This is a genomic window from Amycolatopsis sp. NPDC059657 (assembly GCF_042734395.1).
GTDB lineage: Bacteria > Actinomycetota > Actinomycetes > Mycobacteriales > Pseudonocardiaceae > Amycolatopsis.
In genome coordinates this window covers 1-6715 of sequence record NZ_JBHWEB010000228.1, presented here as the reverse complement: position 1 = coordinate 6715, position 6715 = coordinate 1, and the positions used below count along the sequence as shown (strand labels likewise).

The window sequence follows — 6715 nt, the reverse complement described above, 5'->3', positions numbered from 1 at the left end:
TGTAGGGATCCGCTGAAGTTGTCGGTGTGACCGGTGTTGTTGTCGGCGAGATGTCGGTTGGCCGTGAAAGTTGTCGGTTGTCCGGCATGGCACATGGAGGTGATCTTTTCGGGCTCGTACGTTGCGATTGTCCCTGGATGCGGATGTCGCGATGGAAAGGGCTTGAGATGGCTACTGGAAATTCGTTGTCGTATAAGGGTTCTTCAGGTGAGGTGTCCACGGTGGATCTTGAAGTCGTGCAGGCGAAGGCGTTGGCAGCGGGGTCTCCGTGGCGTGTTTTTCGTTGGCGGCAGGGCCAGGCTCACTATTCGGGCTGGTATTGGTCGGCTACCACTGGCGCGCACGTCGTGTATGAGAGCCGGCTGGAGCTGGCGCGTTTGCTGCTGGCTGATTTCGATCCGCGGGTGGTCGCGATTGCTGCGCAGCCTTTTTGCGTTACCGCTGAGTCTGGTGGAGAACGCAGGAGGCATGTCCCGGATTTCCTGCTGCTCGACCCGGAGGGCGCAGTGACGGTCGTCAATGTCAAACCCGCCGAGCAGCTGGCCAGGCCGAAAGTCGCTGGGGCGTTGGCGTGGGCGGGAGAGGTGTTCACCAGTCGTGGCTGGCGGCACGAGGTATGGACCGGGGTTTCGCCGACAGCGTTGGCGAATGTTCGTTTCCTCGCGGGCTACCGGCATCCTGATCGTGTTGATGCCGCGATGGTGGCGTCGCTGGAGCGGCAGGTCACCACGAGCGCGTTTCTCGGTGAGTTGGAGGCGGGGTGGCCGGACCGCGGCGCCGATGTCCGGGCCGCGGCGCTGCATTTGGTGTGGCGTGGCTGGTTCCGGGTTGAGCTTGAGGTGCCGCTGTCGGCGGCGACGGTGCTGGAGCGTGTCGCGTGAGCGGGGCGGCGGCGAACACGGTGCTGGTCTCGGTGGGCACGCGATTGTCCTGGGATGGCGATTGGTTCACCGTGGTCGGTCTGGAGGCCGATCGGCTGCGGTTACGCGGCAGCGCCGGGCAGACGGTGCTCGCGCACACGGCCACGTTGCTGGCCGATCCCACGGTGGCGCTGGCGGGAGCCGACACCACCGCGGCGCAGTGCTCGGGGGCGATACTGGACGATCTCACCTCCGCTCAGCGGAAGCAGTTGAGCGAGCGGCTGGGACATGTGCAGGAGTTGCTGACCGGCTATCGCGGTGGCGCGGTGAGCGATCCGGGCCACGACGAGCCGCGGCCTGGTTATGACCCGCGTCTGCCGTTGCGGGACCGGTATGCGGTGAAGGCCGCCGAGCTGGGTGTGACGATGCGGACGCTGGAGCGGTGGGTTGCGGCGTTTCGCGAGACCGGGCTGCTGGGGTTGGTCGATCATCGCGGCACGCGGATGGCGGATCCGCTGGGCGGGGTCGACCGGCGGTGGCTGGCGATGTGCACGACGGTGCTGGCCGAGCACACCGACGCCGCGCGGCCGACGCAGAGGCTGGTACTGGAGCGGGTGTCGGCGAGGCTGGCCGCCGAGTACGGCGAGGGCGTGGTCGAGGAGCCGGGGCGGCGGCGCGCGCGGGCGGTGCTGGCGGAGCTGTCTCGTGGCACGAACGCGTTTACCGGGAGCACGAAGGGGAAACGCTCGATCGCCGCGCGGCCCCACGGTGTTTATGGGCGGCTGCGTCCGACGCGGCCTGGGGAGTATCTGCTGCTGGATTCCACGCCGCTGGACGTGTTCGCGATGGAGCCGCTGACGCTGCGGTGGGTGCGGGTGGAGCTCACGATCGCGATGGATCTGTACTCGCGGTCGATCACCGGGTTGCGGCTTTCGCCGGTGTCGACCAAGTCGGTGGACGCGGCGCTGGTGTTGTTCGAGGCGCTGCGCCCGGACTCGCGGCACCGGACCTCCAGCGGGCTGCTGCCCTATGCCGGTCTGCCCGATCTTCTCGTGGTGGCCGAGCCGGACACCGGCGAACGGGCGGACACGACAGGGCTTGCCGGGGTGGCGGCGGAGACGATCGTGGTCGATCACGGCAAGATCTATCTGTCGCGGCATCTGCTGGGGGTGTGTCAGCGGCTGGGTATCTCGGTTCAGCCGGCACGCCCGCTCACGCCCACGGACAAGGCCGCCGTCGAACGGTTTTTCCGGACGTTGCGGGAACAACTACTGGAAGCGTTGCCCGGTTACAAGGGCCCGGATGTCCACAGTCGCGGGAAGGACCCGGAAGGCTGCACCTACTTTTTCGTTGATGAGCTGGAATCGGTGATCCGTGAGTGGATCGGCGAGATCTATCATCACCGCCCGCACAGCGGGCTGGCCGATCCGCAGGTGCCGGGTCTGGTGTTCTCCCCGGCGGAGATGTTCGCCCACGGCGTGGCCCGCGCCGGGCGGCTGCGGGTGCCGGCGACGCCGGAGATAGTGTTCGACTTCCTGCCGGTGGCCTGGCGTTCGGTCCAGCATTACGGGATCGAGCTGAACGGGCTGCGCTACAACGGGCCCGCGCTGACCCCGTATCGCAATCGCACCAGCCCGTTCACCGGCGTTCACCGCGGCAAATGGCCGGTGCGCTACGACACCGACGACGTCTCCCGGATCTACTTCCAGGACCCGGCCGATCTGTGCTGGCACACCCTGGTCTGGGAACACGCCACCGACGTCGCGGTGCCGTTCTCGGCCGAAGCGCTGACCTACGCACGGCGGCTGGCACTGACCTCGACCCGCCACGTCGATGACCGGGCAGCGCTGGCGCGGCTGCTGCGGCGCTTCGATGCCGGGCTCACCCGCAACCCCGGCGAACGGCGCATGGCGATCCGCGCCAGCGCGCAACGCGAAGCCCGCCTCACCGCGGCCACCGGCATCCCGCCGGACATCGCGCAACTACCGGCCTTGCGCGCCGTGACCGACCCCGCCGCCGACCCGCTCGAAGCACCAGAACCGATGCCCGACGCCGCCGGGGACGACGACTGCGAGGACGAACTCGACAGTGGCGGCGCGGACGAAACGGCCGGGATCTCCGACGAGCAGTACTACGCCGAGGCGTTGGAGGTGCTGCGATGAACCGCGAACACCCCAGCACCATGACGGATCTGGATGAGCGGGACTTCAATCCCTGCACCAAGGACGGCTGGTTCGCCCTGGCCGAGGCCGCGGCCCGCACCCGCCCGCCCACGATCGGGATCGAGGAGCTCGCGGCGATGCCGCGCACACAGCGGTTGCGGCACAACCACGCCCGCGCGTTGTGGCATGCCAATCTCGGGCCTATCCGGACACCCGGTGTCGACGCGGTGTTCGCCGCGCTCGACGAGATCGTCGGCAGCAATCGCCAGGACGGGGACAAGGTCAAGCCCGCCGCCGTTTTGGATGCCTTACCTGGTTTGGGAAAGACCACCACCGCGATGGCTTTCGGCCGTGCTTTCCATCGTGACCAGATCGACCTCTACGGGCCTCATGTCGACACCTGTGACGGGGCGTGGCAACGCGTCCCGGTCGTCTATCTCGGGCTGACCTCCAACACGACCATGCGCAGCCTGAACGCGATGCTCTGCCGGTTCTTCGGTCTGCCCGGGGTGAATCGGGGCAACGCAGAGGTGCTCGCGCATCGGGCCGCGGAATGCGTCGCCGCGTGCAAGGCCCGGCTGATCATCGTGGATGACGTCCATTTCCTCGACGTCAATCGTCGTGACGGCCGCGAAGTCGCCAACCATTTCAAATGGCTGGCCAACACTTTCCCCGTGACGTTCCTGTTCGTCGGGGTGGGGCTGCGCGCCCGCGGCCTGCTGGACGAGGGGTTCACCGGAGCCGACGCGGCGTTGTCCCAGACCGCGCGGCGGTGGAATGTGCTGACCCTGGAGCCGTTCGAGATCCGCAGTGGTGCCGGGCGCCGCACCTGGCAGAAACTGCTGCTGGGCATCGAACGGGATCTCGTACTCGCCCAGGCGCATCGCGGCATGGTGGCCCGGGACCTCGCGGACTATCTGTTCGCTCGCTCCAGTGGCCATTTCGCGTCCCTGATGTCGTTGATCGGCCGCGGCTGCTACCGGGCCATCAAATCCGGTGCCGAGGCCCTCTCGGTCGATCTGCTCGACGGCGTGCGCATCGACGAAGCGGCCGAAACCGCCCGGGGTGAACTGCAGGCCGCGCTGAAAGCAGGCCTGCTGTCAACCCAGTCGTCGCGACCGGGTCGCGCCACAACAGGACAGCAGCGGAAAGGAGCGGCATGACCACCCGGCTCCCGTTCACTCTTGCCCCGTTGCCCGCAGAACCGTTCGGCCTGTGGTGGCACACCTACGCCATCCGTCTCGGTGTCACCCGCGCCGACCTCGCCGATGCCGCCGGTCTCCCTGCCGGCACCCAGCCTGGACCCGAACACGCGTCCCTGATCGCCGCCGCGGCCGGGCTGACCGCCGGCGAGGTGAGCGAGATGTTCACCGGCACCAGGCCCTGCCCGCCCGAGCACGTGCTGCGGGTCTGGACGCCCCAACCCACCAGCCGCTTCTGCCCGGTCTGTCTGGGCGAGGGCGGTCGCTGGCAGCCCGGCTGGGCGATCCCGCTGATGTTTCACTGCCTACCCCACAACACGCCGCTGGCCACCCGATGTCCCGCCTGCGGACACCCGCAAGCTCGGCCCGCCGCACCGGCCGAGAGCGGCCCGAGCCGGCTGTTGTGCTCCTGCGGCCGCACGCTCGCGGTCGGCCCGCGGCACCGCGGAGACAGCGGTGGTGCCGCGATGGCCGCGCAGCGCCTCATCGTCACGGCACTGACCCGACTGCGACACCCTGGCCTCACCAGCCAGGAGCGGGAACAGGCACAAAACGACCTGACCGACCTGACGCTCATCGCCCTGCACCTGCATCACGGCACGGTCAGCAAACGCGGCTTCGCCGCCGAAATACCCACCGCGGCGGCCCTGATCAAGGCCGTCACGCTGTTCACCTCACACTCGCGGCACCGCGATCAGGTGCCCGATTTGGTGACCCGCTGCTTCCGGGGCCCGCGTTCCCACGCGATCCCGTCGTCATGGCGGGCCGCAAGCCCCACGCTGATCACCCGGATCGCACGAGGCCGCCACCCGCGGCTGACACCCATCGAGCGGATCCGCTACGCCACAACGCTTCCCGCCCCGACACCACGCCCCCGCCAGGCCCTCGATCCCGCGCCGGGACGAGCCGCCCGGCTGCCTGATCAGCTCTGGCCGACCTGGGCGATCCGCCTGGCCGACGACGACTACCTCGACGGGCCGGTGTTCCGCTCCGCCATGATCGCCGCGCTGCTGCTGCCCCACAGCGCGCTGCAACTCAACGAACTCACCCCCTTGCTGCCCCACCGGCCCAGCCCCGACCGGGTCGCCCACCAGCTCCGACGACTCGGCGCCACCCCACGCGCAGACGCGGCCTTGCAGATCCTCACCGAACTCGGCCTCGCGCTCGACCACCACGCCATCCCGATCAACTACCCACGCCGGCGGCAACTCGTCGCCGACACCGAGTTGATCGACAAACAGACGTGGCATCAGTACTGCCACGACACCGGCCTGCGCACCGGCCGGCAGCGGCGGCTCGGCCTCGCCCGCAGCTATCTCTACGAACTGCTCACAGGCGGCAACCTCGCCACCGCCGCAGAGCCCTACTTTGTCCCGGAAGGCGCGCCGCGAATCGACTACGCCGAATTCTGCGCGAGCATGCCCGCCGCTCTCGCCACAGCGCTCACCGCCCACGCCGAGCAACTCCTCGCCACCGCCGGCATCACCGGAGAACCCTTGTGCTGGCGCCCACCTGATGACTGGGTCACCGTCACCGACTGGCCGGGCGCCGACCCGGAACACACCGATCCCGGCCCGATCCACGACGCCCTGCGCGCGCAATGGACCGACACCACCCACCAGCACTGGGAACCGACCAACGCCGTTGCCGGGGCACTCGGAATCTCCAGCCACCATCTCCGGCACGTCCTACGTCTGCACCCCATCGACCACGCCCCCTACCTTCCACACCGCGCAGGCGCCGTCATCCCCATGACCGCCACCGAGCACCACGGACTCGGACATCGCGCCTATCCGCACGTCGACGACCCCAAGCGCGTCTTTCTCGTCGACCCGAGCTGGCTACGCACCCAATACGTCACATGGGGTCGATCCCTTCCCCATATCGCCACCGAGATCGGGTGTCGTCCTTGCACGCTCCGCGCTTTCGCGCAAGCACAAGGAATCCCGCGCCGCCCACGCAGCGGTGGCCGCGGCTGCCTCGCCACGTCAACCACCACCGCACACCCAGCCGACTTTCCCGATCCTCTCCGCAAAGCCCTACGCGGCCAACGCGCCCGTGACCGGCTCGAAAGATTCCTGCTTATGACCGAATATCCCAGCCTCAACCAGGCGGCCAACGCCCACGGAATTCGCCAAAACACCCTCACCGCCCAGCTCAAAATCCTCGAACGCGACTGCGACGGACCGCTATTCCAACGCAACCCGCATCCACAGCCACTCGGACCACTCACCCCCCTCGGAGAACAGCTATGCCAGCAAATACACGACCATCTCGACCCCGCCGAAACCTGAGGAACCACAACCATGACCCAAGAAAGCGCCGAATCCCATGCACCACTACCCGCACAACCGCATCACCACGAACCGACAACTACCCCGGTCCCGGAGCAACTCAACCCCACCGCCAAACAGGGAACCGAACTCGCCATTTCCCAGAAACGAACCGACAAAAGGGCGGTCACAACCGACAGAACCCCCGGATCCCTACA

At 68.0% G+C, this 6715-nt stretch carries 5 protein-coding genes; all 5 read left to right on the top strand.

Features of this window, described 5'->3' with window-relative positions; translation table 11 throughout:
• The first annotated feature begins 221 nt into the window (after positions 1-221).
• Positions 222-881, top strand: coding sequence for a TnsA-like heteromeric transposase endonuclease subunit (locus ACFV15_RS47490; RefSeq protein WP_378360047.1), 660 nt, complete (start codon positions 222-224; stop codon positions 879-881).
• Positions 878-3022, top strand: coding sequence for a Mu transposase C-terminal domain-containing protein (locus tag ACFV15_RS47485; protein WP_378360046.1), 2145 nt, complete (start codon positions 878-880; stop codon positions 3020-3022). Before ACFV15_RS47490 ends, ACFV15_RS47485 begins: the two co-directional genes overlap by 4 nt.
• Positions 3019-4185, top strand: a complete 1167-nt coding sequence (locus tag ACFV15_RS47480) for an ATP-binding protein (RefSeq protein ID WP_378360044.1) — start codon at positions 3019-3021, stop codon at positions 4183-4185. The genes ACFV15_RS47485 and ACFV15_RS47480 overlap by 4 nt, the downstream gene beginning before the upstream one ends.
• A complete protein-coding gene (locus ACFV15_RS47475; RefSeq protein WP_378360043.1) occupies positions 4182-6518 on the top strand; it encodes a TniQ family protein in 2337 nt (778 codons plus the stop codon). The genes ACFV15_RS47480 and ACFV15_RS47475 overlap by 4 nt, the downstream gene beginning before the upstream one ends.
• Before the next feature lie 12 nt (positions 6519-6530).
• Positions 6531-6715: hypothetical protein (locus ACFV15_RS47470; protein ID WP_378360041.1), on the top strand; the 185-nt coding region annotated here is incomplete at its 3' end.

Bases quoted from the DNA above. Each gene is read 5' to 3' on its own strand.
- ACFV15_RS47475 (WP_378360043.1), top strand. From the start codon at position 4,182: ATGACCACCCGGCTCCCGTTCACTCTTGCCCCGTTGCCCGCAGAACCG.
- ACFV15_RS47480 (WP_378360044.1), top strand. From the start codon at position 3,019: ATGAACCGCGAACACCCCAGCACCATGACGGATCTGGATGAGCGGGAC.